The sequence below is a fragment of the Streptomyces hoynatensis genome, from assembly GCF_003626535.1.
In the GTDB taxonomy this organism is placed as follows: domain Bacteria; phylum Actinomycetota; class Actinomycetes; order Streptomycetales; family Streptomycetaceae; genus Streptomyces; species Streptomyces hoynatensis.
Genome location: NZ_RBAL01000004.1, coordinates 250075 through 276100 on the forward strand (window position 1 = coordinate 250075; position 26026 = coordinate 276100).

The 26026-nt window shown below is 75.0% G+C and carries 23 protein-coding genes; 8 read left to right on the plus strand and 15 right to left on the minus strand.

Annotated elements, in window-relative coordinates; genetic code table 11:
- Window positions 1-154: 154 nt before the first annotated feature.
- Window positions 155-511 (plus strand): hypothetical protein, encoded by a 357-nt coding sequence (locus D7294_RS09225; RefSeq protein WP_147450797.1) that lies wholly within the window; start codon window positions 155-157, stop codon window positions 509-511.
- 110 nt (window positions 512-621) lie between these two features.
- On the opposite strand, the gene D7294_RS09230 is transcribed toward D7294_RS09225, so the two are convergent.
- The 3 genes from D7294_RS09230 to D7294_RS09240 all read right to left on the minus strand — a co-directional run bounded on the left by D7294_RS09230 (window position 622) and on the right by D7294_RS09240 (window position 4703).
- Window positions 622-2043, minus strand: coding sequence for a dihydrolipoyl dehydrogenase family protein (locus D7294_RS09230; protein ID WP_174248303.1), 1422 nt, complete (start codon window positions 2041-2043; stop codon window positions 622-624).
- 92 nt (window positions 2044-2135) lie between these two features.
- Window positions 2136-3116, minus strand: a complete 981-nt coding sequence (gene ligD, locus D7294_RS09235) for a non-homologous end-joining DNA ligase (protein ID WP_120677486.1) — start codon at window positions 3114-3116, stop codon at window positions 2136-2138.
- Between the two features lie 234 nt (window positions 3117-3350).
- Window positions 3351-4703, minus strand: coding sequence for a glycoside hydrolase family 6 protein (locus tag D7294_RS09240; protein WP_158674591.1), 1353 nt, complete (start codon window positions 4701-4703; stop codon window positions 3351-3353).
- Window positions 4704-4947: 244 nt separating this feature from the next.
- Here D7294_RS09240 and D7294_RS09245 point away from each other — a divergent pair, with 244 nt between their 5' ends.
- On the plus strand, window positions 4948-5595 hold the full coding sequence (locus D7294_RS09245) for a UdgX family uracil-DNA binding protein (RefSeq protein WP_120677490.1): 648 nt from the start codon (window positions 4948-4950) through the stop codon (window positions 5593-5595).
- An 85-nt stretch (window positions 5596-5680) separates the two neighbouring features.
- Here D7294_RS09245 and D7294_RS09250 read toward each other — a convergent pair whose 3' ends face one another.
- Window positions 5681-6199, minus strand: a complete 519-nt coding sequence (locus D7294_RS09250; RefSeq protein WP_120677492.1) for a flavoprotein — start codon at window positions 6197-6199, stop codon at window positions 5681-5683.
- A gap of 84 nt (window positions 6200-6283) precedes the next feature.
- On the opposite strand from D7294_RS09250, the gene D7294_RS09255 reads away from it, so the two are divergent.
- Complete coding sequence (locus D7294_RS09255; protein ID WP_120677494.1) at window positions 6284-6946, plus strand: HAD family hydrolase; 663 nt, start codon at window positions 6284-6286, stop codon at window positions 6944-6946.
- A 137-nt stretch (window positions 6947-7083) separates the two neighbouring features.
- On the plus strand, window positions 7084-8286 hold the full coding sequence (locus D7294_RS09260; protein ID WP_174248304.1) for a helix-turn-helix domain-containing protein: 1203 nt from the start codon (window positions 7084-7086) through the stop codon (window positions 8284-8286).
- A gap of 1138 nt (window positions 8287-9424) precedes the next feature.
- Here the strand turns inward: D7294_RS09260 and D7294_RS09270 are convergent.
- The 5 genes from D7294_RS09270 to thpR form a co-directional block, all read right to left on the minus strand.
- Window positions 9425-10210: an Fpg/Nei family DNA glycosylase gene (locus D7294_RS09270; protein ID WP_120677498.1), complete on the minus strand. Its 786-nt coding sequence runs from the start codon at window positions 10208-10210 to the stop codon at window positions 9425-9427.
- Between the two features lie 64 nt (window positions 10211-10274).
- Window positions 10275-11522, minus strand: a complete 1248-nt coding sequence (gene rocD, locus D7294_RS09275) for an ornithine--oxo-acid transaminase (RefSeq protein ID WP_120677499.1) — start codon at window positions 11520-11522, stop codon at window positions 10275-10277.
- A complete protein-coding gene (gene ddaH / locus D7294_RS09280; RefSeq protein WP_120677501.1) occupies window positions 11519-12331 on the minus strand; it encodes a dimethylargininase in 813 nt (270 codons plus the stop codon). Before ddaH ends, rocD begins: the two co-directional genes overlap by 4 nt.
- 114 nt (window positions 12332-12445) lie before the next feature.
- Window positions 12446-12925 carry an Lrp/AsnC family transcriptional regulator gene (locus D7294_RS09285; RefSeq protein ID WP_120677503.1) on the minus strand — a complete coding sequence of 160 codons (480 nt, stop codon included), beginning with the start codon at window positions 12923-12925 and terminating at the stop codon, window positions 12446-12448.
- 31 nt (window positions 12926-12956) lie between these two features.
- Entirely contained in the window at window positions 12957-13532 is a 576-nt protein-coding gene (gene thpR, locus D7294_RS09290; RefSeq protein WP_120677506.1) for an RNA 2',3'-cyclic phosphodiesterase, read from the minus strand.
- Window positions 13533-14190: 658 nt separating this feature from the next.
- Between thpR and D7294_RS09295 the strand changes: the two genes are divergently transcribed.
- Both D7294_RS09295 and D7294_RS09300 read left to right on the plus strand, forming a co-directional pair.
- Window positions 14191-15462: a PQQ-dependent sugar dehydrogenase gene (locus D7294_RS09295; RefSeq protein ID WP_120677508.1), complete on the plus strand. Its 1272-nt coding sequence runs from the start codon at window positions 14191-14193 to the stop codon at window positions 15460-15462.
- Window positions 15463-15779: 317 nt separating this feature from the next.
- Window positions 15780-17441, plus strand: a complete 1662-nt coding sequence (locus tag D7294_RS09300) for an ABC-F family ATP-binding cassette domain-containing protein (RefSeq protein ID WP_120677510.1) — start codon at window positions 15780-15782, stop codon at window positions 17439-17441.
- Window positions 17442-17619: 178 nt separating this feature from the next.
- Here the strand turns inward: D7294_RS09300 and D7294_RS33025 are convergent, their stop codons facing one another.
- On the minus strand, window positions 17620-17766 hold the full coding sequence (locus D7294_RS33025) for a hypothetical protein (RefSeq protein WP_241562218.1): 147 nt from the start codon (window positions 17764-17766) through the stop codon (window positions 17620-17622).
- 60 nt (window positions 17767-17826) lie between these two features.
- On the opposite strand from D7294_RS33025, the gene D7294_RS33030 reads away from it, so the two are divergent.
- Complete coding sequence (locus D7294_RS33030) at window positions 17827-17973, plus strand: hypothetical protein (protein WP_241562219.1); 147 nt, start codon at window positions 17827-17829, stop codon at window positions 17971-17973.
- Window positions 17974-18018: 45 nt separating this feature from the next.
- On the opposite strand, the gene D7294_RS09310 is transcribed toward D7294_RS33030, so the two are convergent.
- Complete coding sequence (locus D7294_RS09310) at window positions 18019-18486, minus strand: MarR family winged helix-turn-helix transcriptional regulator (protein WP_241562220.1); 468 nt, start codon at window positions 18484-18486, stop codon at window positions 18019-18021.
- A 204-nt stretch (window positions 18487-18690) separates the two neighbouring features.
- Here D7294_RS09310 and D7294_RS09315 point away from each other — a divergent pair, with 204 nt between their 5' ends.
- Window positions 18691-19200, plus strand: a complete 510-nt coding sequence (locus D7294_RS09315; RefSeq protein ID WP_120677514.1) for a MarR family winged helix-turn-helix transcriptional regulator — start codon at window positions 18691-18693, stop codon at window positions 19198-19200.
- A 22-nt stretch (window positions 19201-19222) separates the two neighbouring features.
- Here D7294_RS09315 and narI read toward each other — a convergent pair whose 3' ends face one another.
- The 4 genes from narI to D7294_RS09335 are packed head-to-tail and all read right to left on the minus strand — an operon-like array spanning window position 19223 to window position 25948.
- A complete protein-coding gene (gene narI, locus D7294_RS09320; RefSeq protein ID WP_120677516.1) occupies window positions 19223-19963 on the minus strand; it encodes a respiratory nitrate reductase subunit gamma in 741 nt (246 codons plus the stop codon).
- Entirely contained in the window at window positions 19960-20676 is a 717-nt protein-coding gene (gene narJ, locus D7294_RS09325) for a nitrate reductase molybdenum cofactor assembly chaperone (RefSeq protein WP_338325627.1), read from the minus strand. Before narJ ends, narI begins: the two co-directional genes overlap by 4 nt.
- A complete protein-coding gene (narH, locus tag D7294_RS09330; protein WP_174248305.1) occupies window positions 20673-22289 on the minus strand; it encodes a nitrate reductase subunit beta in 1617 nt (538 codons plus the stop codon). Before narH ends, narJ begins: the two co-directional genes overlap by 4 nt.
- Window positions 22289-25948, minus strand: coding sequence for a nitrate reductase subunit alpha (locus tag D7294_RS09335; protein WP_120677518.1), 3660 nt, complete (start codon window positions 25946-25948; stop codon window positions 22289-22291). Before D7294_RS09335 ends, narH begins: the two co-directional genes overlap by 1 nt.
- Between the last annotated feature and the right edge of the window lie 78 nt (window positions 25949-26026).

Below are 26026 nucleotides of genomic sequence, written 5' to 3' on the forward strand. Positions count from 1 at the left end.
GCCGGCTTCGGGTACCCCGTCCGGCCTGGCGGCGCGGGCGCGGGTCCGCGCGCGACGCGGGCGGACGCGTCTGACAGAGTGTGCCCCACCATCAGCCGGAACCGGTCGGAGGCATCAAGTGAACGCGCGCATACGGGCGTTGGGACTTGCGGCAGTGGCGCTGACAATGGTGGCGGGCTGCGCGTCCGCCGAGGAGCACGAGCCCGAAGGCGGCGACGCGCGGCCCGTGTCGGACACCAGGAGCCCCGAGCCCCCGCGGGCCCCGGCGCCCGAGGCGGCGCTCACCGAACCCTCGCCGCGGTCGGGGCTGACCGACCCCCTCGGCGAGCCCACCGAGGAGGAGACGGAGCAGGCCGAGAGCGCCCCGCCCACCGGGGAGGCGACCGAGCCGGCCTCCCCGCCCGCCGAGACGGCCGGCACGCCCTCCGGCGAGGGCATGGCCGCGTTCTGCGACTTCGCCCGCACCTACGAGGAGTACTGGTCGCAGGACCTCGAAGAACTCTGCGGCTGACCGCGGCCCCGCCGGACCTGCCCCGCGGCGCACCTGCCGCCGCCGGACCCGCCCCCTCCGGACCCGCCCCCGAAGGCCGGGCCGGGGCGCGCGTCGTGCCGGGCGGCGCCTCAGCCGCGGTACGCCTCAAGCAGCCGCAGCCACACCTCGCTGAGCGTGGGGAACGAGGGCACCGCATGCCACAGCCGGTCCACCGGGACCTCGCCCGCCACCGCGATCGTCGCCGAGTGCAGCAGCTCCCCGACCCCGGGCCCGGCGAACGTCGCCCCCAGCAGCGTGCCCCGGTCGAGGTCCACCACCATCCGCGCCTGCCCCTCGTACCCGTCCGCGTACAGGGCGGCCCCGCCCACGGCGTTCATGCCGACGTCCACCACCCGCACCCGCCGCCCGCTGCGCTGGGCCTCGGCCGCGGTCAGGCCGACCGCGCCCACCTCCGGATGCGTGAACACCACCTGCGGCACCGCCGCCGCGTCCGCGGTCGCCGCGTGCCTGCCCCAGCGGCGGGTGTCCAGCGGCTCCCCCTTGGCCCGCGCCGCGATGGCCGCGCCGGCCACCCTGGCCTGGTACTTGCCCTGGTGGGTCAGCATCGCCCGGTGGTTGGTGTCCCCCGCGCAGTAAAGCCACTCGCCCGCCACGCCCTTGACCAGCAGCGTGTCGTCCACCTCAAGCCAGGAGCCCGGCTCGAGGCCCACCGTCTCCAGGCCGATGTCCCCGGTCAGCGGCGCCCGCCCGGTGGCGAACAGCACCTCGTCCGCCTCCAGTTCCTCGCCCCCCTCCAGGGTCAGCGTGACCGCACCCGACGGCTCACGCCGCAGCGCGGCGACCGAGGTGCGCGGCCTCACGTCCACCCCCGCCGCGCCGAGCGCCCGCGCCACCAGGTCGCCCGCGAAGGGTTCGAGGCGCGGCAGCGGGCGCTCCCCGCGCATCAGCAGCGTCACCCGGGAGCCGAGCGAGCCCCAGGCCGCGGCCATCTCCGTGCCGACCACGCCCCCGCCGACGATCGCGAGCCGCTCCGGCACCCGCTGCGCGTCCGTGGCCTCCTTGTTCGTCCACGGCCTCACCTCCTCGATGCCGGGCAGCGAGGGCAGCAGCGGGCCCGTGCCGGTGCACACCGCCACCGCGTGGCGCGCCGTCAGCTCCCGGTCGCCCACGAGCACCTGGCGCGGGCCCGTCAGCCTGCCGTGCCCGCGCACCAGGTCGATCCCCGCCGAGTCCAGCCACTCCACCTGCCCGGCGTCCTGCCAGTCGGACACGAAGCCGTTGCGCCGGGCGAGCACCGCCGCCGCGTCGAGGCCGCGCCCCGCCACGGCCTCCGCGGCCCCGCCCACCTCCCTGGCCCCCGCCAGCGCGGCGTTCGGCCGCAGCAGCGCCTTGCTCGGGATGCACGCCCAGAACGAGCAGGTGCCGCCGACCAGCTCCCGCTCCACGATCACCGTGCTGAGCCCGGCCGCGACCGTGCGGTCCGCGACGTTCTCCCCGGTCGGCCCCGCACCGATCACGATGACGTCATACACGTCGGCGGCGTCACTCATGGCTGAACTCCCTCACAACGACGACGGGTCAGGCCCACCGTAGGCGCGCGGCCGAGCCCCCGGGCGCAGACCCTCCGGCGCGCGCGGGCCCCTCAGGCGCCGGGCAGCCGCACCCCGGACGGGTCCCGGTCCTCGCGCAGCCCGCGCCACACCGGGTGCCGCAGCCGCCCGTCGCGCGTCCAGGTCCGGTAGGCGACCTCGCCGACCAGCAGCGGCTCGACCCAGCGCGCGCCCCGGGCCCGCTCCCTGGGCACCGAGCCGGCAAAGGGGCTGGCCTGCCTGGCCAGCGGGCGCAGCCGCCCGGCGAGCGCGGCGAGCGCCGCCTCGGTGAAGCCGGTGCCGACGTGCCCGATGTAGCGCAGGCCGCCCCGCTCGTCGTGGGCGCCGAGCAGCAGCGAGCCGATCGCCTCCCGCCGCCTGCCCTCCCCGGGCCGCCAGCCGCCGACCACCGCCTCCTGGGTGCGGAACAGCGGCTTCTTCACCCACAGCCGCGAGCGCCGCCCCGGCAGGTAGGGCGAGTCGAGGCGCTTGGCCACGACCCCTTCCAGGCCGTGCTCCCCGGCGATCTCCACCAGCCGCTCCGGCGCCACCTCGCCCTCCGTGTAGTACGGCGGCGCGGCCAGCCGCTCCTCCCCGCCCTCCCCGAGCCCGAGGCCGGCCAGGCGCTCGCGGCGGCGCGCGTACGGCTCGCCGAGCAGCCACTCCCCGCCCAGGAGCAGCAGGTCGAAGGCGAGGAACGTCACCGGCACCTCGGCGAGCAGCCGCGGCGTCGGGCGGCGCTGGTGGCGGCGCTGCAACAGGCCGAAGTCGGGCCGCCCCGCGGCGTCGGGCGCCACGATCTCCCCGTCGAGCAGCGCCCGGCTGCCGCGCAGCGCCTCGGGCGCGGCCGTCAGCTCGGGGTAGATCGGCGTGAAGTCGTTGCCGTTGCGGCTGGTCAGCCTCGCCTCGCCGCTGTCCGAGACGCGCAGGCAGCAGCGGTAGCCGTCCCACTTGTACTCGTAGCCCCACGCCCCGTGGGGCGGCTCCCCTTCGACGGCCAGTATGGGAGCGACGGCCTCCGGCACCCGCGCCATCCCCCCAGTACACGCCCCGCCGCCGCGCCCGCCGCCGCGCCGCGCCGGGCGCCCGCCGCCGCGCCGGGGTGTCCGCCGCCATGCGGCGTCGCGCGGCGCCATGCCGCGTCGTGCCGCGCCGTGCGCTGTCGTGCGGCACCGGGGCGCGCCATGCCGCGTCGTGCGGCACCGGGCCGCGCCGGGGCCGCCCGGCCTCCGGCCGCGCCCGGCGCGGGGCGCGGCCGGGCAGTGGTCTCACAGCGGCGGCCAGGCGTTCTCCATGAGGCTGACCAGCAGCGCGGGGAAGAACTCACCCGCCGGCGGCGCCCACGGCAGCGCCCCGGTGTCCGGGTAACCGGGCTGCCCGCTCCGCGGGTTGGGCACGCACAGCGGGTCCTGCGAGCCGTCCGACGCCCCGTCCGACTCGCCCGGCGTCCTGATCCACGCGTAGGCGTCGATCCCCGGCAGCGGCGCGGCGGTGGGGCGCTCGCCCAGGCCCGCGTCCTCCTGGTTGCAGGTGTTCGAGGGCCGCGCCCTGCGGTCGAGGCGCCCGCCGTCCACGTAGGCGTCCGCCGTGGTCGCGGGCCCGGGTCCGGTGGGCCGGCCGGGGCCGCCCCAGCCGTTGCGCGAGGTGTCGACGACGATGCCGATGCCCGCGTCGAAGCCCTGGTCGACCAGCGCGGGCCGCAACTCGGCGGCGAAGGACAGCTCGTCGACGAAGCGGCTGCCCGACACCCACCTGGTCTCCTCCACGCGCTGCCCGTTGATCACGTCGTCCCAGTCGAAGTACGGCTCGTCGAGAACGAAGTAGTCGGCGGCGTTGGTGGAGAAGCCGTGCACGTCGGCCGGGGTCGCGCCCTGGGTGTTCGCCGCCTCGTACAGGAGCCTGATGCCCTCGCCGGTGAGACTCGGGTCGCCCATCAGGGCGTGGTCGGCCAGGTCGAGGTAGGGGTAGACGTTGTCCAGCTCGCCCAGCCTGTCCAGGGCGTAGCCGATGCCGTGGAGGTAGTTCCCGTTGGCCAGCATCGTGTCGCAGGCGGGCGTGGCGCCGGGACGCCCGCCGGTGAACGCGGCCAGGGAGGCCAGCGCGTTCGGCTCGACGAACACCACGACCCGCAGTCCCGCGTAGGCCGGGTCGGCGAGGATGTCGGCGATCGGGTCGATGAACTCGTGCTCGTACCGGTCGATCTCGTCGGGCCCCAGCTCCCCGTTCGACCAGAGCGCCCCGCAGTCGCGGCCCGGCAGGTCGTACAGCGCCAGCTGCACCACGCCCGCCTGCTGGCCCACCGCCTCGTCGAGGTGGTCGCGCAGTCCCATCCCGCCCGCGGTGCCCGCGAGGTCGGAGATCGAGTCGAGCCACACGGTGGTCGGCTCGTGCCCCACCTCCCCGCCGCCCGGCACGGAGACGGCGTGCGCGCTGAACTCGGGGTCGAGGTACGGCGTGGCCCCCTCGTACGGGTTGTCCACGCGCCCGGCGTACGGGAGGTCCGCGCGGGCGGCGTACGCGCGGTCCACGCGGGCGGCCCCGTGCGCCTGACCGGGCAGCGCGGCGGCCAGCAGGAGCGCGGCGAGGGCGCCGGCGATCCGGACTCTGCGAAGCGGTCTCACTCCATCAGCTCCCCTCAGACGGCTGAACCGGCGAGCGCTCCCGCGCTCAGCGTAGCGGCGCGGCCACCCTTCGAGAACCCGTTCCGCACGCGCCAGGCCCGCGCCCGGTCCTCGCCCGGCCCGCGCCGCCGGGAGCCGCGCCGCCCGCCCGGCGCGCCGCGAGGAGCGCCCTGCCCTGGTGGGTCCCCTCCCGCGGCCCGCGGTGGCACGGGTCAAGGTGCGTCTTCCGGGTACCCGCGGGCCCATGGCAGAGCGAAACGAGGCGGGCGAGGGCTACGACGCCGGCCCCTGGGTGCCGGCCCGCGGCGGCCTGGCGGCCCTGCGCCGCGCCGCGGCGGACTGCCGCGGCTGCCCCCTGTACCGGGACACCACGGGAACGGTCTTCGGCGAGGGCGAGACCTCGGCCCGGGTGATGCTCGTCGGGGAGGAGCCGGGCGACCAGGAGGACCGGCGCGGGCAGCCCTTCGTCGGCCCGGCCGGGCGGGTCCTGATGCGGGCCGTGGACGAGGCCGGCCTCGACCCGGCGCAGGCGTACGTCACCAACGCCGTCAAGCACTTCAAGTTCAGCACCGGCGAACGCGGCAAGCGGCGCATCCACAAGCCGCCGACCCTGCGCGAGGCGGGCGCCTGCCGCCCCTGGCTCGACGCGGAACTGCGGCTGGTCGACCCCGAGGTGATCGTCGCCCTCGGCGCCACCGCGGGCAAGTCGCTCCTCGGCTCCTCGTTCCGCGTGACGCGGGAGCGCGGCACCCCGCTCGACGGCCCCCACGGCGCCCGCGTGGTGGCCACCATCCACCCCTCCGCGGTCCTCAGGGCCGACGACGCCGACCGCGAGGCGGCCTACGCCGGCCTGGTATCCGACCTCCGCACCGCCGCCACCCTCCTCACCTGACCCGGCCCACGGACCACCCGCCACCCCCGGCAACTCGCCGCCAGACGAGGCACGTTGGGAGAGCCGCCACGCAAACCGGCGCGGGTCAGCCGAGAGCGGCCAGGCCGGTGCTCCAGGGAAAGTTCCCCGCATCGCCCCGCTTCGGCGGGTGCGGCTCGCCGGGGGCGAAGACGACGCGGACGCCCTGCCCGCGGAGTTCCGCCACGGCCCGGCCGACGGCGGGCTGCGCGCCCAGGGCCGTACTCCAGAACGGCATGACCGCCACGGGCACCCCCAGGTGCACCCCTTCCGCGGGCAGGCCGAGGGCGACGGTGTCGGTGATGCCCGCCGCCCACTTGCACGCGCTCGTCGTGGTGAGCGGGGCCACCAGCATCGCCGCGGCCCTCGGCAACGCGTCCGTCTCCTGCGGCAGTTTGTACTGGGAGCGCACCGGATGCCCCGTCAGCTTCTCCAGTTCGGCCATGCGGGGCTGCCACCAGCGCGCGGCGGACGGGGTGAGGACCAGGCACACATCCCACCCCGCGGCCTGCGCCTGCCGCACTCCCTCGTCCACCTGCCGGGCAGGCCCGCCCGCACAGGCGATGAGGTACAGCACCTTGGTCATGCCCGCAGTTCACCCCGCGGACCGGGCGGGCGCAACTCCCCGTCGGGAGCGTGCCGGGCGTCGCGGGCTTTGTAGGCTTGCCCGGTGATTCGCGCGGTGGTGTTCGACGTGGGGGAGTGCCTCGTCGACGAGACTCGGGAGTACGGCACCTGGGCCGACTGGCTGGGCGTGCCGCGGCACACGTTCGCCGCCCAGTTCGGCGCCGTCATCGCTCAAGGCAGGGACTACCGCGAGGCGTTCCAGGTCTTCCGCCCGGGCTTCGACCTCGCCGAGGAGCGCGAGAAGCGGGTGGCCGCAGGGGAGGCCGAGTGGTTCGGGGAGGACGACCTCTACCCCGACGTCCGGCCGGCCCTTGCCGAACTGCGCGCCGCCGGGCTCTGGCTGGGCATCGCGGGCAACCAGACGACCCGCTCGGGCCGCATCCTGCGCGAGCTGTTCGCCGCGGACGTCGACCTGATCGGCACCTCCGACGACTGGGGTGCGAGCAGGCCGGACCTCGCCTTCTTCGAGCGGGTGGCGAGCGCTGTACCGGCGCGCGTCGCGGAGATCCTTTACGTCGGCGACCGGCTGGACAATGACGTACGGCCCGCCGCCGCGGTGGGCATGCGCACCGCGCTGATCCGGCGCGGCCCCTGGGGCATCATCCAGCAGCACGCACCGCAGGCGGACCGCCTGCCGACGATGCGCATCGACTCCCTCTCCGAACTCCCCGAGCGGATCGCGAAGTTCAACGAGACAGCACACTGACCTTCGTGGTCCACCCCCAGCTCCTGCGCCAGGCTCCCACGCCGGGGTGGCGGCGAGGCCATTCGCCGTTCTTGGCACTGATCCTGGGGGTACGGTCCTGATTGTCGAGACCGTGAAGCGGAACAACAGGGGTCGGTATGTCTGACGACACTGGCATGTCCACAGAGGGCATCGGGACCCGCATCCAGGAGCTACGGGCCATCCGCGGTTTCTCCCTGACCGAACTTGGGCGCCGGGCGCACGTCTCTGCCAGCCAGCTGTCCCGGATCGAGACCGGAAAGCGGTACGCCACCGCGGGAATCGTGGCGTCGGTGGCCAGGGCCCTGGGGGTGGGGGTCTCCGTTCTCCGGGGCCAGCCGTACATTCACATGTTGCAGAAGGAGCAGCTGGACGCGTTGCTTGCCCCGATCTCCACTGCGCTGGACAGCTGGGACATCCTGCCGGAGGACGAGCCACCGCCGCGTTCTCTGGATACGTTGGAGACGGACATTCGTCGCATGGTGGCGCTTCGTGTCCGCACCGACTTCTCGGCGATCGCCGAGCAACTCCCCGGGCTGATCGTCGAGGCGGCGCTGTGCGCGCAATTGCACGATCGGCCGGGGCACGACCGTGAACGCGCCTATGCCGTGCAGGCCGAGGTGGCCCGGACGGCGGCGATCGTGGCCTATCGCCTCGGCTTCATGGACCTCTCGCGCTTCGCCCTCTCGCGCATGGCGGTTTCCGCTCCACAATCGGGCGATCCTCGGCAGCTCGCGATCGAACGGTACGAGCGGGCCCACATCACGCACGCCGAAAGCTCCCGGCCGGACCGGGGCGTGACGTTGATGCAGCGCGCCCTGCGGGACCTGGATGACGACGGGCAGGCGGCCACCCGTGCGGTGCGGGGCACCCTCCAGTTGCGCGCGGCGATCCTGGCCGCGATGCAGGGCAACGACAGCGGGGCGGACGACTGGCTGGGGCAGGCACGGGAACTGGCGGACGTGACCGGCGAGACGACCGATTACGCGATGGCGTTCGGGCCTCTCAACGTCGCGCTGAACGAGATGGCGACGCTCGCGAACCGCGACGAACACGCGGCCGCACTCGACGTGGCTGCCCGGGTGGACCTGCCCGAGGGGTACGCCCCGACGCGGGCCGCCGGGTTCTGGATCGAGAAGGCGAAGTCGGAGGTGTGGACGGCGCGGCTGGACGGCGCGCTGGACTCGCTGTACGAGGCCAAGCGCGTGGCCCCCCAGCTGACGCGCTATCACCCGGGGGTGCACGAGACGGTGGGCACGCTGCTGCGCGCCCGGCGTCCTTCCACTCGTCTGCGGGAATTCGCGCAGTGGAGCGGCGTCTAACACGTCGGCTGCCCGGTGTCCAGCGGTTCGCCGTAAATGGCGATGCCATCGGGGCAACGCCGTCGGTATGGCGCCCGGGCAGGCTGTGACCGTCCGTAGACGACGTGTCACCGGAGCCGACCATGACGATGCAGCAGGATTCGGCGTTTCCGCCTTCCGCGGGGCGCCTGTACATCTCTTTGGCGTGTGCGGAGCGGCGTTGTGAGGAGTGCCGTCAGCATGAGGCGCGGGCGCCTGAGCCGGAGAACGGGATCTCCTTCGACCCCTGTAGCCACGCCTGTCATTCCGGGTGGCCGACGCCCGGGGGTGGCCGGTGAGTGGGGAGGTGGTGCGTGGTTCGTCGGGGAAGGGCGGGTGGCCGTTGGTGTGGGGGGCGAAGGGGCTGCCGGTTCCCTTCGTGGCGAAGTGGAGTGGTGAAGAGGTCACTGTGGGTGGGGCGTTGACGGTGCGGCCGGACGGCGGCGGGCTTGCCTACCGGGACGCGGCGGCGGGCGACCGGGATCGGCATGGGGTGTTGTGGGCGCGGGTGGTGCGGGCGCCTGGGGTGGGGCGGCCGGATTTTCGGGTGATGCATCCGGTGCGGCAGCGTGGTGCGATGTTGGGGTTGTTGTGTCAGGTGTGTGGGGGGCCTGCGGATCGCAGTGGGAAGGGCTGGTTGTTCGTGCTGGGGCGGCCTGAGGTGGTGGGGGAGGGGGTGTCGGGGTGGCCGGAGGGGTTGTTGTGTACGAAGCCGCCGGTGTGTGTGCCGTGTGCGCGGAGGGCTGTGCGGTTGTGTCCGCATCTGGGGGAGCCGGTTTTTGTGCGGGTGCGGAAGCCGCGGGTGTGGGGGGTGTTCGGTGGGTTCTTTCTGCCGCGTCCGGGGGGTGGTCTGGTGGCGGGGGAGGACGATTATGTGCCGTATGGGCATCGGCAGGCGGGGTGGTTTCTGGCGAATCAGCTGGTTCTCGAACTCGCCCGCACCACCCGCGTACCCGCGCCGTAACCCCGCCCTCCGCGTGCCCCCGCGCGTAACGCGCCCCCCGCGTGCGCGCGCCGCGACCGCCGCCCCGCGTGCGCGCGCCGCGACCGCCCGCGCGCGTGCGCCGCAACCGGGCGGCCCGCGCCGTGACCGCGAACCCGTATCCCGGGCCGGCCGGGGTCAGGAATCCGGCTGGCAGTGGGGGCACCACACCGTGCCGCGGCCGGCCACGCGGCCGTGTTCCAGGGGAGTGCCGCAGCGGGGGCAGGCCGGGTCCTTGTCGTAGCGGCGGCCGGTCAGCCAGGAGCGCCGGGGCGGGACCCGGCCGGTGGGCACCGCCTCCCGCAGCACCTTCCGCAGGGCGCCGGCGAGCCGCCGGCGTTCCCCGTCGGAGAGGTCCCCCGCGGGGCGGGCCGGGTTGAGGCGTGCCCGCCACAGGATCTCGTCGCCGAGCAGGTTGCCGAGGCCGGCGATCAGCGACTGGTCGAGCAGCGCCGACTTGATCCGGCCGCGCCGCCCACGGAGCAACGCGTCCAGTTCCTCGCGGCCGACGCCCAGCGCGTCCGGCCCCTGGTCGCCGATGACGCGCCCGGCCGCGTCGTCGGAGTCCGCGAACCACAGGCCGCGCAGCTTGCGCTGGTCGCGGTAGCGCAGCCACCGGCCGTCGTCGAGGGCGAAGCCCACCCGGTCGTGGCGGCCGGGCGGCTCGCCCGGGGCGGCGCAGACCAGGCTGCCTGTCATGCCGAAGTGGAGCAGGACCGTCGGCCCCTCGGTGTGGGCCAGCAGCCACTTGCCGCGCCGCTCCGGCTCGGTGAAGCGGCGGCCGGTCAGCTCCCGGCCCAGCCTGGCCGCCGTCACCCCGTGCAGCACGCCCTTGTCGCCGACCTGCACGCCCGTGATGCGGCGGCCGCGCGCGCACTCGGCGAGCGTGCCGCGGAAGCCCTCGACATCCGGCAGTTCGGGCATATCGCCAGGCTAGGTCACCGCGGGACGCTCTTCCACCGGGAGCCGAGGCGGGCGCCCGCGCCGGTCAGCCGATGACCTTGGCCAGCGCCGCCAGGGCCCACTCCAGCTCCTCGCGGGTGATGGTCAGCGGCGGGGCGAGCCGGATGGTGCTGCCATGGGTGTCCTTGACGAGGACCCCCTCGCCCAGCAGCCGCTCGCTGACCTCGCGGCCCGTGCCCAGGGCGGGGTCCAGGTCCACCCCGGCCCACAGCCCGCGGCAGCGGTAGCGCAGCACGCCCTGGCCGACGAGGGCGGCGAGCCCGGCGTCGAGCACCTCGCCGAGTTCGGCGGCCCGCCGCTGGTAGTGCCCGTCCGCCAGCAGCCCGACCACGGCCGAGCCCACCGCGGCGGCGAGCGGGTTGCCGCCGAAGGTCGAGCCGTGCTCGCCCGGGTGCAGCACGTTCATCACCTCGCGCCCGGCCAGGACCGCGGACACGGGCACGATCCCGCCGCCGAGGGCCTTGCCGAGCAGCACCACGTCGGGCCGCACCGACTCGTGCTCCACCGCGAGCGTGGTGCCGGTGCGGCCGAGGCCCGACTGGATCTCGTCGGCGACGAACAGCGCCCCCCACCGCCTGGTCACATCCCTGACGCCGGTCAGGTAGCCGTCGTCGGGAATGATGACGCCCGCCTCGCCCTGGATCGGCTCGATCAGCACCGCCGCGGTCGTCTCGTCCACGGCCGCCTCCAGGGCGGGCAGGTCGTTGTAGGGGACGACGCGGAAGCCGGGGGTGAAGGGCCCGAAGCCCTCCCGGGCCAGCGGGTCGCTCGAAAATCCGACGATCGTCGTGGTGCGGCCGTGGAAGTTGTCCGCGGCCACCACGATCGTCGCCTGGTCGCGGGGCACGCCCTTGACGTCGTAGGCCCACTTGCGGGCGAGTTTGATCCCGCTCTCCACGGCCTCCGCGCCGGTGTTCATCGGCAGCGTCGCCTCCAGGCCGGTCAGCCGGGCGAGGTCCTCGGCGAAGCCGGCCAGCCGGTCGTTGCGGAAGGCCCGCGAGGTGAGGGTCAGCCGGTCCAGCTGGCGGTGCGCGGTCTCGATCAGGACCGGATGCCGGTGGCCGAAGTTGAGGGCGGAGTAGCCCGCCAGCATGTCCAGGTAGCGGCGGCCCTCCACGTCCTCCACCCAGACGCCCTCGGCGCGGGCGACGACGACGGGCAGCGGGTGGTAGTTGTGCGCGAGGGTGGCCTCCTCGGCCTCGATCAGCTCGGCCGAGCCGCGGAGGGTGTCGCGGCCCGGGGCGTGGGCGGCGGGGTGGGTGGCGTTGCTCATGGCCTGATCTCCTGGGTGCAGCACTTGATGCCTCCGCCGGACTTGTGCAGTTCCGACAGGTCGAGGGGGACGGGGACGTAGCCGCGGCGGGTCAGCTCCGCGATGAGCCCGCGGGCGCGCGGGGAGATGAAGACGTGGCGGCCGTCGGACACCGAGTTGAGCCCGAAGGCCAGCGCGTCCTCGCGGCTGCCGAGCACCGCCTCGGGGAACAGCCGCCGCAGCACCGCGCGGCTGCCGGGCGAGAACGCCCCCGGGTAGTAGGCGATGTTGTCGTCGTCGAGGGCGAAGAGCGCCGTGTCGAGGTGGTAGAAGGACGGGTCGATCAGCCGCAGCCCGACCGTGGGCATCCCGAAGAACTCCTGTACCTCCTCGTGGGCCGCGCGCTCGGTGCGGAAGCCGTAACCGGCCAGCACGAAGCCGCCCACCGGCACCAGGTCCCCCTCGCCCTCGCACACCGCCACCGGCTGGTGCACGTCGTACCCGGCCGACTTGAACCACATCTCGTACACCTCGCTCTCCGGCCGCCGCTGCGGCGCGTGGAAGCGGGAGCCGAGCACGCGGCCGGACATGACGAAGGCGGCGTTGGCCGAGAAGACCAGGTCGGGCAGGCCCGGGACCGGCTCGACGCATTCGACCACATGGCCGTGGGCGCGGTAGGCGCGCACCAGCGCCTCCCACTGCTCGCAGGCCAGGCCGGTGTCGATCCGCCGCTCCGGGTGCATCCACGGGTTGATGGCGTACAGCACGTCGAAGTATCGGGGTTCGCAGGTGAGGTAGCGCCTGCGGCGCGGTACGCGCGTTGATGGCACGGAGCGTCTCCTCCCGGTTCCACTGGGTTTCCTTTGACGGTACGGAGGAAAGCGGCCGGGCGACAAGAAACGGAACGTGCGTGTTGGCGCAGTAGTGTTGCGCGTTCCGGCAGGTCAGCGGCTGTTCGTTGCGCCGGATTCCGGCGAGCCGGTGATGAGGTGCGAGAGGACGATCTGACTGACCGTCTTGCGGATGAAAGGCTCGGCCCTGATGCGCTCCAGGACCTCCTCGAAGTGCTGGATGTCCGCGGCCCTGATGTGCAACAGGGCGTCGGCCCCGCCGGTCACCGTCATCGCCGCGGTGATCTCGGGGTAGTCCCGCACCACCTCGGCCAGCCGCCGGGGCGGCGCTGCCCCGTCGCAGTAGACCTCGACGTACGCCTCGGTGCGCCAGCCGAGCGCGGCGGGCAGCACGATGGCGGTGAAGCCGGTGATGATCCCGGCCTCCCGCATGCGGTCCACGCGGCGCTTGACGGCCGGGGCGGACAGGCCGATCGCGGCGCCGATCTCCGCGAAGCTCGTCCTGGCGTTCGCCACCAGGGCCGCAACGATTTTGCGGTCGAGTTCGTCGAGGATCACGGCAGGCCGGGTCATGGGCCGATTTTCCCCCTTTTCACGTGCGACGTCAGCCGGTGCCGGTGAGCGGGCAGGTGGCCAGCGGCTCGTAGCGCGGCTGGGCGCCCGGCACTCCTGGCGCCGGCGGCAGGCTGCGCAGCAGGGTGAACTCCGACAGCGGCCAGGGGCCCCCGGCGAAGTCCGCCAGGCGGGCGGCGTACCGGTCGAGGCCGCCGCGCCAGCCCCGCCGCGGTCGCGCCAGCGTCAGGTGCGGCCGGTACGTCCGCTCCTCGGGCACCTCGGCGCCCGCCCGCCGCCCGGCCGCCGCCGCCGAGGCCGCGAGGCGGGCCAGCCGCGCCAGGTCGCCGCCGAGCCCGGCCCACAGCACCCGCTCGGCGAACCGGCCCCCGCCGGCCAGCCGCAGCTCGTGCGGCGGGTGGCGCCGGGCGGCGAGGCCGAGCCTGCGGCACAGCCCGGGCAGCCGCTCCTCCGGCACCTCTCCGTAGAAGGCGAGGACCACGTGCCAGCCCGCCCGCTCGGTCCAGCGCAGCCGCCCGGCGTCCGGGAGGCGCCGCAACGGGTCGACCGCGGCGCCGAGTTCCTCCAGGGCCCAGGCGGGTGGCAGCACCGCGGCGAAGAGTCTCATCGGGCCACCATGCCAGCCGCCGCGCCCTCGGGGCGGCAGCCCGCAGGGTGTGCGGCGCCCGCGGATCGCCCGATGGACGGAGCGGGAGTGGGCCGCACGGGCCCCGGGCGGGGCAGGTACGGGGGTGGGCAGGGCCGTACGGGCCCCGGCAGGGCGGGGTGCGGGCCGGTAGGGCCGGTACGCGCCTCCGGCAGGGCGGGGTGCGGGCGCGCGGGCGCCGGGCAGGGCCCGGAACCGGTCGTGTGCGACGGCGCAGGCGACGTGTGCTCCCGCCCCGCGCGCGGACATCGCTCCGGCCTCCCGCGCACGTGCGCGGCACCGGCGCGCTCCGGGCCGTGCCCCGGTCGGCGAGTGCCACGCACCTCCCCCGGCCGGCGAACGCCCGCGCGGTCCCGTACCCGATTCCGCCGCGCGGCGCCACGCTCCCCTGCCACTCCGCGGGCCGGCCCGGGTGGCCGCCGGGAGGCCCGGCGGCCCCCACCGGAAAGCGGCCGGGCCACGCGAACCCCGGGGCGCCCACTGGGAGTTGGCCCACGCACCGCCTCTGGCGGCCGGGGCGTGAAATCGGTAGCGTCCGCGGCGTCGCCCGGTGCCGGGAGCCGCAGCAGGCGCCGGGTGTGCCACCCCCACCGCCCCCACACCCACCCCGGGAGTCGTTATGCCACGACCTCGCTGGACCGCGAGACTGCTCCCCCCGCTCACCCTCGCCGCCCTCGCGGGCCTCGCCCCGCTCGCCGCCCTGCCCGCCTCCGGGGCCGAGGCGGCACCGGCCGCGACGGCCGCCCCCGCCGCCGACGTGCCGCTCGACCAGGTGGCGGCCGGCACCGAACTGGTGGCCTCAGGACTCCGGCGCCCGACGGCCATCGCCGCGCCCGACGACGGCACCGGGCGGCTGTTCATCACGGAGAAGTCGGGAACCGTCCGCGTCTACCAGCCGGACACCGGCCTGGCCGCCGAACCGCTGCTCGACCTGAGCGGCCAGGTCGACGAGTCGGACAACGAACGCGGCCTGCTCGGCATCGCCGTCCCGCCCGGCTTCGCCACCAGCCGGGTCCTCTACCTGGCGTACACCGCGCGGCCCGACGGCGCGGTCACCCTGGGGCGCTACCACCTCGACGGCGGGGGCCTGGAGGTCCTGCTGAGCCAGGAGCACTCGGAGAACACCAACCACAACGGCGGGCAGCTCGGCTTCGGCCCCGACGGCTACCTGTACTGGAGCATCGGCGACGGCGGCGGCGCGGGCGACCCGCACGGCAACGGGCAGGGCGTGGACGAACTGCTCGGGAACATCCTGCGGATCGACGTCTCCCGCGGCTGCCCCGGGCTGCCCTACTGCGTGCCCGAGGACAACCCCTTCGTCGACGTCCCCGGGGCCAGGCCGGAGATATGGGCCTACGGGCTGCGCAACCCCTGGCGGTTCTCCTTCGACGAGGCCGACGGCTCGCTGTGGATCGCGGACGTGGGCCAGGGCACCACCGAGGAGGTCGACCACCTCGCGCCGGGGCAGGCCGGGGCGAACCTCGGCTGGTCCTGCCGGGAGGGCCTCGGCGTGCTCAACGAGGACCAGTGCGACGACCAGGCGCAGTACACCGACCCCGTGTTCACCTACCGGACCTCCTTCGAGGGCTGCGCGGTGATCGGCGGGTACGTCTACCACGGGCAGCGGTACGCCTCCCTCGTCGGGGACACCTACCTGGCCTCCGACTACTGCTCCTCCTCCGCCTGGGCGGTACGGGAGCTGGCGGACGGCAGCTACGAGACCGCGAACCTCGGCACGCTGCCCACCCAGGTCACGGCCTTCGGGCAGGCCGCCGACGGGGAGCTCTACCTCGTCAACGACCTGCCGGGGCAGCTGCACCGCCTCACCTTCGAGCAGACCGGGACCGCGGCAGCCGCGGCCACCGGCGAGACGGCCCCGGCCACCCGGTAGCGGCGGACGGACCGGCACGGCCCGGGCGGCCCGCCCGGTCCGCGCCGGTCCGTCGCGGTAGGGGCGGGCAGCACGGCGCTCGGCACGGGCGGGGAACGCACGTGCGAAACGCGGCTGCGGGGGCCGGGCGGCCTGCGGTACCGTGGCGGTGACCTGTCGTCGACGAGAGAGGTGCGCATTGCTCGTCTGAGGTTCGCGATCACCGCGTGGCAGCCCTGCCGCGTGGCCGACGACCTCGGCGTGCCCGCCCCCTCGTGCCGCCGCGCGGTGTTCGCCAGCGAAGCCCGACACCCACCGCGCGACTGCGAGTAACCGACATGTCTCAATCCGGCACCCCCGCCGCCCCCGGCCCCTTCCTGGCCTGCTCCGCCCTCACCTTCCGGTGGCCCGACGGCACCACCCTCTTCGACGGGCTGTCCCTGACCGTGGGCCGGGGCCGCACCGGCCTGGCCGGCGTCAACGGCAGCGGCAAGTCCACCCTGCTCAAGCTCTTCGCCGGCCTGCTGCGGCCCGCCGCGGGATCGGTCAGCTCCGGCGGCACCCTCGCCTACCTGCCGCAGGACCTCACCCTCGACACCGGCCTGCGGGTGGACGCGGCCCTCGGCATCGCCGAACGCCGCGCCGCCCTGCGCGCCATCGAGGCGGGCGACGTGCGCGAGGAGCACTTCGAGACGGTCGGCGAGGACTGGGACGTCGAGGAGCGCGCCGAGGCCACCCTCGGCTCCCTCGGCCTCGGCGGCATCGGCCTCGACCGCACCGTGGGCGAGCTCTCCGGCGGCCAGACCGTCCTGCTGCGGCTGGCCGCGCTGCTGCTGGCGCGGCCCGACGTGCTGCTGCTCGACGAGCCCACCAACAACCTGGACCTGTTCGCCCGCCGCCGCCTCTGTCAGGCCGTCGACTCCTGGCGTTCCGGCGTGCTCCTCGTGGTCAGCCACGACCGGGAACTCCTCGAATGCGTCGACCGCATCGCCGAACTGCGCTCCGGCGCCGTCACCTGGTACGGGGGCGGCTGGTCGGCCTACCAGGAGGCCGTGGCCACCCAGCGGCAGGCGGCCGAACGCACGCTGCGCGCCGCGGAGGCCGACGTCAGGCGCCAGCGGCGCGAACTGGAGGAGACCGGGATCAAGGCGGCGCGCCGCCGGCGGGCCGACGCCAAACTGGACGCCCAGCGGCGCGCCCCCAGGATCGTCGCGGGGGAGCGCAAGCGGGCGGCCCAGGAGTCCGCCGGCCGGCTGCGCGGCCTGCACGAGGAGCGGCTTGAGGAGGCGCGCGAGCGGCGCGAGACGGCCGCGGAGGCCGTCAGGGAGGACGCCGAGATCCGCGTCGACCTGCCGCACACGGCCGTGCCCGCGGGCCGCGCCGTGCTGACCCTGCGCGGGCTGCGCTGCCGGTTCGGCGGGCCGGGCGAACTCGGCCTGCAGGTACGCGGCCCCGAGCGCATCGCGCTCCTCGGGCGCAACGGCTCAGGCAAGACCACCCTGCTGCGGACCCTCGCCGGCGAACTCGCGCCGCTGGCGGGCGAGGCGGTGGCGCACGTGCCGCTGCGGTTCCTGCCCCAGCGGCTCGACGTGCTCGACCCCGGCCTGAGCGTGGCGGAGAACGTGGCCGCTCGCGCCCCCGGCGTGCCCGCCCAGGACATCCGCGCCCGGCTCGCCCGCTTCCTGTTCCGCGGCGCCCGCGCGGACCAGCTCGCCGGCACCCTCTCCGGCGGCGAACGCTTCCGCGCGGCCCTCGCCGCCACCATGCTCGCCGCCCCCGCCCCCCAGCTCCTCCTGCTCGACGAGCCCACCAACAACCTCGACCTGGCCAGCGTGCGCCAACTGACCGGCGCCCTCGCCTCCTTCGAGGGCGCCCTGCTGATCGCCTCCCACGACCTCCCCTTCCTGGAGGCCGTCGGCGTCACCCGCCGTCTGCTGCTCGCCGAAGACCTGAAGGAGATCACCCCGGACGACCTCCCGGCCCTCCCCGGCACCCCCTGACCCCACGGCGGCGGGCCCCCGTCCCGGGCCCGCCGCCCCGGCAGTGCCCGGCCCGTCACGTGTCTCCGACCACTGGACCGCAGTCCAAAGAGCCCGCCGAACCCTCGACCGCTACGGCGACCTGCTGCGGCGGCCAACGTCACCCACGCTGAGAGAGCTGATGAGTCAAGAACCATCGTCACCACGTATCGGCGGCCTGCCGCCGCGAATTGAGCGAAGCCCGGCCAATTGGGCTGTCGAGCACCACGATCTGCTTGCGCTCCGGGAGGCGCTGGACGCCGGAGCCGATGTGGAGGAAGCCCAGTTCGGCTCGCCGCTTCTCCATCACGCGGTGGATGTCGAACGGGACGGAGCCACGCAACGAGGCACACCGCTCCACGTCGACATGACCGCCTTCTTGCTGGCGCGTGGCGCCGACCCGACCCGCCGGTCGAGCAGCACCGGTATGAGTGCCGAGGAGTTGGCCAGGGTCTCGGGCCACTGGCTGGCCATGGAGCTGTTCGAGGCGTGGAAGCGGGAACGCGGCCGGTAGGGCGCCTACCCGCGGAGGCCGCGCCGGGCACCCGTCGCCCTCCGTTTACCCGCCGCCCCGCCGTGGCCCCTGGGCGTGGGGGCGGCGGCGGGGGGTGGGGCGGGTGGGGCGGCCGAAGTCGGCGAGGGTGCCGAGGACCCGGATCAGCAGGGGAAGCGCCTCCCGTTCGGCCGGGTCGAGGCCGTGTTCTATGGCCTCGGCGAGCCACGCCTCGCGGGTCGCCGAGGCGGCCCGCAGGACCTCGCGGCCCAGGTCGGTGGCGCGGATCAGGAGGCGCCGCCCGTCGTGCGGGTCGGGCACCCGCCGCACCAGGCCGCCCTCGGCCAGGGCCGTCACCACCTGGGCCATCGACTGCGGCCGCACGTACTCCGCCGCCGCCAGGTCGCTGGTCGTGCCCGGCGGGCCGTGGACCACGCGGTGCAGCGTCGCGAGGTGCCGCCTGCTCCACCGGCCCGTCCCCGCCTCGGCCCTGAGCCTGCCGCGCAGCCGCTCCACGGCGAGGGCCAGGCGCACGGCCGTGGCCTGGCCCTGACTTCCGTCCGAAAGCGATGTGTTCAGGCAACCTGAACAGATAGCCTGTGGTCCCGCCGTCACCGGTCGCTCCCGCCGCGACGCGCGCCAGGGAACCGGCCCCGCCGGGCGCGCCCGCCGGAGGGTGTGCGGCGTGGCATGCGGGCCGGGACCGTGAGGAAAGCCGAGAGGGCCAGGGGTGAGTGGATGGAGCCGGACGAGGTGACCTCGGCCGTGATGGCCGCGTCGAGACTCGTGATCGCCGTGTCGGCACGGGCGCTGGTGGAGGTGGACGACTCTCTGACGCTCCCGCAGTTGCGGACGCTTGTCGCCCTCGAAGGGCTCGGCCCCGTGAAGCTCGCCACGCTCGCCCAGGTGCTCGGCGTCAACCCGTCCACCGCGCTGCGCATGGTGGGACGTCTCGAAACCGCGGGAATGGTGGACCGGCGGGCCAATCCCGCCAGCCGCCGCGAGGTGGTGCTGAGCCTCACCCCGCACGGCGCCGAGGTGGTCCGGCAGGTGCTCGCCCACCGCAAGCGGGGCGTGGAGGAACTGGTCGCGGAGCTGTCGCCCGAGGTGCGCGAGGGGCTGGTGGCCGGCCTTCGGGCTTTAATCGTCGTGGCCGGTGACCCCTCGATAGAGGTCCCCGGCCCGGCTCCGCTGATCGAGGAACTCCGCGACGACCCGGGCATCGACGTGGTGCTCGGCGCCTGGTGACCCCGCCCTGCCCCCGTCCGGCTCATCGCCGCAGCGCCCCCTCTCCCGTGACGGCGCCGCGCCGCCCCGCCCCGGCCCGGCGCCCGCCGCGGGAGCGGTAGACGACGTAGGGGCGGAAGAGGTAGCCGACCGGCGCGGCGAAGGCGTGCACCAGGCGGCTGAAGGGCCACAGGGCGAACAGCGCCATCCCCAGCAGGGCGTGGGCCTGGTACACGAGGGGCGCGTGCTGCATCGCGGCCACGTCGGGATCGAGCGTGAACAGCGAGCGGAACCAGACGGACACGCCCAGGCGGTAGTCGTACGGGTCGTGTGCGGTCGTGGTCGCGGTGGCGGCGAGGCCCGCGAGCAGCACGGTGAGCAGCACCGGGTAGAGCAGCCGGTCGCTGCGCGAGGTCGCCGCCCGCACCGCGGGCACCCGCAGCCTGCGGTACAGCAGGACGGCCAGGCCAGCCGCGGTGGCCAGCCCGGCCGCGCCGCCCACCAGCAACGCGTTGGCGTGGTAGAGGTCCTCGCCGACGTGCAGCCGCTCGGTCAACGACTCGGGCACCAGCAGCCCGGCCACGTGCCCGGCCGCCACGAACAGCAGCCCGTAGTGGAACAGGGGGCCGCCGACGCGCAGCATCCGGTGCTCGTACAGCTGGCTGGAGCGGGTGGTGAAGCCGAAGCGGTCGTAGCGGTAGCGCCAGGCGCTGCCCGCGACCAGCAGGACGGCCGACAGGTAGGGCAGCACGCCCCACAGCGCCACGTGCAGGTGGTGACTCACTGGTGTCCCTCCGCGGGGTGTCCGGTCAGCGCCGGGACGCCGGGCCACGCGCCGGCCGGCCCGCCCCCGTGGCCGGCGTCGGATCCTTCGGGTCCGGCGGGCCCGGCGGGGTGGGGGAGTCCGGCGGGGCCGGCGTCGAGGCCGACGCTCTCGGCCGGCGGCCCGCCCCTGGCCAGCCGCAAGGCGGCGGCCCGGTCGGCCGGGGAGGCGCCGGGCAGCGTCCGGCAGACGGCGCTCAGCACGTCGGCGTACGGGCTGCCGTGGTCGGCCAGCGCCAGCCGCAGCAGTTCGAGGGCGGCTCGGTGCTCGCGCAGCACCCGCTCGCCCGCCTCGGGGCAGCGGGCGGCGAACTCCAGGGCGAGCGGCAGGAAGTCGGGCAGCTCGTCGCTCGGCGGGGCGAAGCCGTGCGTGCGGTACAGGGAGCGCCACCGCAGCAGCGCCTGCCCGCGGCGGCGGGTGTCGCCGTCGAAGTAGTACGTCAGGTGCAGGGTGCGGCGCCTGCTGCGGTCGAAGGTGGCGACGTAGCGGGCGCCGAGTTCCGTCGGCGGCAGCCCGGCCACCGCCTCGCAGAACCTGAGCAGCAGCAGCGGCTCGCTGCGCGGCCCCGGCAGGGCCCGCAGGGTGGAGTCGATCAGCCGCAGCCGCCCCGGCCACTCCGGGCCCGGGTAGAGCAGCAGCAGCGAGGCGGCCTGCCGGATGGCGGAGTTGATCACCGGGAGCCCTCCGCGTCGCGGGGCCGCCGCGGGAAGAGCCCGGCGGGGCGGCCCTTGCCGTTCCAGTTGAGGAGGTTGATCCGGCCGCGCAGCGCGGCCCCGCTCGGCTCGGCCTCGCGCGGCGGCGGCGTGTGGAAGCCGCCGGCCTCCAGCATCCCCGGTCCCTCGGGGCCCTCCAGGCTGCACCCGGCGGCGGCCCCGTCGGCGTGCCCGGCGTGCTCGGCGGTGTAGCCGGTGGGAATCACGTACCGCTCCTCGTACTTGGCGAGGGCGAGCAGCCGGTACATCGCCTCGATGCCCGCCTCGTCCAGGCCGACGGAGGCCGCGATCCGCGGGTCGCGCTCCTCGCCGAGGTTGATCCGCCGCAGGTGGCTGCGCATCGCCGCCAGCCGGCACAGCGCGGACTCGACGGGCGCCGGGTCGCCGGCGGTGAACAGCCCGGCGAGGTAGCCGACGGGGATGCGCAGCGAGTCGATGGCCGCGAACAGCTTCGCCGGGTCCTCCCCGTCGTGCCCGGTGGCGGTGAGGGCCTCGACCACGGGCGAGAGCGGCGGCACGTACCAGACCATCGGCATCGTCCGGTACTCGGGGTGCAGCGGGAGCGCCACCCGGTAGCGGACGATCAGGTCGCGCACCGGGGAGCGGCGGGCCGCGGTGACCCAGTCGTGGGGCACGCCCGCCTCCTCCGCCGCCCGGGCGACCGCCGGGTCATCGGGGTCGAGGAAGCAGCCCAACTGCGCCTCGTACAGGCGGCGTTCGTCCTGCACGGCGGCGGCCTTGCCGACCAGGTCGGCGTCGTAGAGCATGACGCCGAGGTAGCGCAGCCGCCCCACGCAGGTCTCCGAGCAGACCGTGGGCTGCCCGGCCTCGATGCGCGGGTAGCACAGCGTGCACTTCTCGGCCTTGCCGGTGCGGTGGTTGAAGTAGACCTTCTTGTAGGGGCAGCCGGAGACGCACATCCGCCAGCCGCGGCAGCGGTCCTGGTCCACCAGCACGATGCCGTCCTCCACCCGCTTGTAGAGGGCGCCGGAGGGGCAGACCGCGACGCAGGTCGGGTTGAGGCAGTGCTCGCAGATGCGCGGCAGGTAGAACATGAACGCCTGCTCGTACTCCAGCCGCACCTGCTCGTTCATCCGGGCGAGCACCGGGTCCCCGGCGAGGTGCTCGGGGCCGCCGCCCAGGTCGTCGTCCCAGTTCGGGCCCCAGGTGACCGGCGCGGGGCGGCCGTCGATCAGGGAGCGGGGGGCGGCGGTGGGCACGTCCTCGCCGAGCGGCGCGGTGGTGAGGTTCTCGTAGTCGTAGGTCCACGGCTCGTAGTAGTCGCCGAGGCTGGGCAGGTCGGGGTTGGCGAAGATGCGGGCCAGGCGGCGGGCCCGGCCGCCGGCGCGCGGCACCAGGCGGCCGTGCCTGAGCGCCCAGCCGCCGCGCCACCTGTCCTGGTCCTCGTGCCCGCGCGGGTAGCCCTGCCCCGGCCGGGTCTCGACGTTGTTGAACCAGACGTACTCGGTGCCGGCCCGGTTGGTCCAGGTCTGCTTGCAGGTGACCGAGCAGGTGTGGCAGCCGATGCACTTGTCGAGGTTCATCACCATGGCGACCTGTGCCATGACGCGCATCAGTACGTCACCTCCTGGGCGCGGCGGCGGATGACGGTGACCGCGTCGCGCTGGTTGCCCGTGGGCCCGTAGTAGTTGGGGGAGAAGCACAGCTGGGCGTGGCCGCCGATCAGGTGGCTCGGCTTGATCAGCAGGCGGGTGAGCGAGTTGTGGACGCCGCCGCGGCGCCCGGTGGCCTGGGACTTGGGGACGTTCACCAGGCGCTCGGGCACGTGGTACAGGAACACGGTGCCCGGCGGCATGCGGTGGGAGACGACGGCTCTGGCCACCACGACGCCGTTGGCGTTGACGGCCTCGATCCAGTCGTTGTCGGCCACGCCGACGGCCTCCGCGTCCGGCACGCTCAGCCAGATCACGGGGCCGCCGCGGGCGAGGGTCTGCATGAGGAGGTTCTCCTGGTACTCGGAGTGGATGGACCACTTGGCGTGGGGGGTGAGGTAGCGCACCGTCACCTGCCGCCCGCCTTCCGGGCTCTGCGGCAGGCCCTCGCCGAGCGCCGCCAGGTCGAGTGGCGGCCGGTAGACGGGCAGTTGCTCGCCGAGTTCGGCGATCCAGGGGTGGTCGAGGTAGAAGTGCTGGCGGCCGGTGAGGGTGTGCCAGGGCTTGGCGTGCTCGGTGTTGACGGTGAACGGCGCGTACCTGCGGTCCGGTCCCTCCTTGCCCGACCACTCGAAGCTGGCGCCCGCCTGCATGGGCCGGTTCTGGGTGTCGGAGAAGACCACGCGGTGCTCGGCGACCGAGGCGCCGAGCGCGTCGAGTCCCGAGCCGGGGCCGCAGCGTTCGGCCAGCCGCCGGAAGCCCTCGGCGGCGAGGCGGCCGTTGGTGGTGCCGGAGAGGGCGAGGATCGCCTCGCACAGCTTGACGTCGGTGTCCAGCAGCGGGCGCCCCTGCGCGGCTCCTTCGGCCGCGGTGCCGCAGCGGGCGGCCAGCCACTCGGCCTCGGGTCCCGGGCGTACGGTGACGCCCTTGGCCGTCATGCCCAGTTCCGTGGCCAGCGGGCCGAGGGCCGCCAGCCGCTCGGCCAGGGCCGTGTAGTCGCGCCGCACCAGCGTCACCCGCGGCGCGGTCGGCCCGGCGGGCGGGGCCTCGTCCGGGGTGTCGTGCTGGAGGGCGGTGGCCACCAGGTCCCAGCGCGCGCCCAGCCGCCCGCGGGCCAGCTCGGAGACCTTGGCGGCCAGGCCGTGGAAGATCTCGAAGTCGGTGCGGGCCTGCCAGGGCGGGCTGATCGCCGGGGAGAAGGCGTGCACGTAGGGGTGCATGTCCGTGCTGGACAGGTCGTGCTTCTCGTACCAGGTGGCGGCCGGGAGGACCAGGTCGGCGAACAGCGCGGTCGAGGTCATCCGGAAGTCGAGGGTCAGCAGCAGGTCGAGCTTGCCGCGCGGTGCCTCCTCGCGCCAGGCGACCTCCCGCGGCCTGCTGCCGGGGGGTGCGGGCTCGGCGCTCGCGTTGTCCTGGGCGCCGAGCAGGTGCCGCAGGAAGTACTCGTTGCCCTTGGCCGAGGAGCCGATGAGGTTGGCCCGCCACACGGTCAGCACCCGTGGCCAGTTGGCGGGGTCGTCGGGGTCGGTGCAGGCGAAGCGCAGCCGCCCCGCGGCGAGTTCGCCCTCGACGAAGGCGGCCGGGTCGCCGCCGGCCGCCCGGGCCCGGTCGCCCAGGTCCAGCGGGTTCGCGTCGAAGGTGGGGTAGGCCGGCATCCAGCCCTGCCGCGCCGAACGGGCCACCAGGTCGGCGGTGTGCAGCCCGCGGAAGGCGCCCGGGCCGGTGGCCGCGGCCAGCGCGTCGGCGCCGAAGCTCTCGTAACGCCACTGGCCGGTGTGCAGGTACCAGTAGGGGGTGCCCGCCATCTGCCGCGAGGGCCGCACCCAGTCCGCCGCCGTCGCCAGCTGCTGCCACCCGGTCAGCGGCCTGACCTTCTCCTGCCCCACGTAGTGCGCCCAGCCCCCGCCGTTGACGCCCTGGCAGCCGGTCAGCAGCAGCAGGGAGAGGAAGGAGCGGTAGATGGTGTCCGAGTGGAACCAGTGGTTCGTGCCGGCGCCCATCACGATCATGCAGCGGCCGCGGGTCGTCTCCGCCGTGCGCGCGAACTCCCGTGCCACCCGCACCACCGCGCCGGCGGGCACCGAGGTCAGCGTCTCCTGCCAGGCGGGGGTGCCGGGCGCCGAGGCGTCCTCGTAGCCCGCGGGCCACTGCCCCGGCAGGCCCTCGCGCGCCACCCCGTACCCGGCGAGCAGCAGGTCGAAGACGGTGGTGACCAGCCGCCCCGCGATCCGCCGCACCGGGACGCCGCGCCGCACCACGCCAGGCTCCCGGTCGAAGCAGGGCAGTTCGACCTCGGCCCCGTGCGCGCCGTCCGCCCCGTGCAGGCTCAACCGCGGGCGCAGCCCGCCGAGGTCCAGGTGCCAGCGGCCGGCGCCCTCGGGCTCCCACCGGTCGCCGAGCGTGCCGGCCGGCACCGCGGGCTCGCCCGTGGCCTCGTCGAGGAGGACCGGCATCCAGCGCCGCGCTTCGGCGGAGCGGTCCGCGGCCAGGCCCAGGTCGGCCGCGGTGACGAAGCCGCCGGGGACGAGGCGGCCTTCGGGCCGCTCGTCGAGCGCGACCAGGAAGGGCAGGTCGGTGAAGCGCCTGACGTAGTCCTCGAAGTACGGCACCTGCCTGGCCACGAAGCACTCGCTGAGGATCACGTGGCCCATCGCCATGGCCACCGCCCCGTCGGTGCCCGGGTGCGGGTGCAGCCACTCGTCGGCGAACTTGGTGGCGTCGGCGTAGTCGGGCGAGAGCACCACGACCTTCTGGCCCCGGTAGCGGGCCTCGGCCATCCAGTGCGCGTCCGGGGTCCTGGTCACCGGCACGTTGGAGCCCCACAGCAGCAGGTAGGCGGCGTCCCACCAGTCGCCCGACTCCGGCACGTCCGTCTGGTCGCCGAAGACCTGCGGGGAGGCGACGGGCAGGTCCGCGTACCAGTCGTAGAAGGACAGCATCGGGGCGCCGAGCAGCGACATGAAGCGGGCGCCGACCGCGTGCGAGGCCATCGACATGGCGGGGATGGGGGAGAAGCCCGCGATCCGGTCGGGCCCGTGGGCGAGGAGGGTGTGCACGTGGGCGGCGGCGGCGATCTCCAGGGCCTCGTCCCAGCCGAGCCGCACCAGGCCGCCCTTGCCGCGGGCCGCCTGGTAGCGCCGGCGCCGCTCCGGGTCGCCGGTGATCTCGGCCCAGGCCGCCACCGGGTCGCCCAGGCGGGCCCTGGCCTCCCGGTACATGTCGAGCAGCACGCCGCGCGCGTGCGGGTAGCGCAGCCGGGTCGGCGAGTACGTGTACCAGGAGAAGGAGGCCCCGCGAGGGCAGCCGCGCGGCTCGTACTCGGGGCGGTCGGGCCCGGTGGACGGGTAGTCGGTGGCCTGCGTCTCCCAGGCGATCAGCCCGTCCTTGACGTACACCTGCCACGAGCAGGAGCCGGTGCAATTGACGCCGTGGGTGGAGCGCACCACCTTGTCGTGCGCCCAACGCTCCCGGTACGGCGCGTCGTTGACGGACTGGTCGGTGCGGAAGACGGCCCGGCCGTCCGCGGTGGTGGGCACCTTGCGCAGCAGTTGCCCCGCCTGAAGGAGCCGGTCGGCCGCCGCCGCGGCGGCGCGTTCCGCCCTTGCCCTGCCATGCCACACGACATGGACTCCCCTCGGGAATCTGGCACGCCGGCCCTGCTGCCGGCGCGCGGCTGTGCATCCAGCGCTCCAGACTTC